1 protein-coding gene is annotated in these 433 nt (G+C 49.0%); it reads right to left on the reverse strand.

What is annotated here, in order from left to right; all coding sequences use genetic code 11:
- On the reverse strand, positions 1 to 406 hold a 406-nt coding region (gene hisH / locus ACTHUM_RS20010), incomplete at its 3' end, for an imidazole glycerol phosphate synthase subunit HisH (RefSeq protein WP_440404007.1).
- Positions 407 to 433: the final 27 nt, after the last annotated feature.

Below are 433 nucleotides of genomic sequence, written 5' to 3' on the forward strand. Positions count from 1 at the left end.
GCACTGTATTCCAACCCATATGCGGCACTTTCAGACGGCCTCCTTGCTCATCGGTTTGATTGGGCAAAAACCGTTTTACTTGACCTTCAAACCAACCCAAACCATCTGTATCGCCTTCTTCACTGTGTTCAAACAATAATTGCGCACCTACGCAAATTCCAAAAAACGGCTTGTTTTTCAGGCCGTCTGAAACCGCCTCACCCAAACCGCTTGCCTCCAGCGCCGACATGCAATCCGGCATGGCACCCTGCCCTGGAAAGATAACCTTATCCGCCGCCATCACCTCTTCAGGCCGCGAAGTCAGATAAACCTCGGCATTTTGATTAGACAAAACCTGCGCCGCCTGAACAGATTTCAATACTGAGTGCAGGTTTCCCATTCCATAATCAACAATCGCTACTTTCATTGCTTCTCCTCATGCCGTCTGAAAACA

It is taken from the genome of Neisseria sp. P0021.S006, assembly GCF_051956895.1.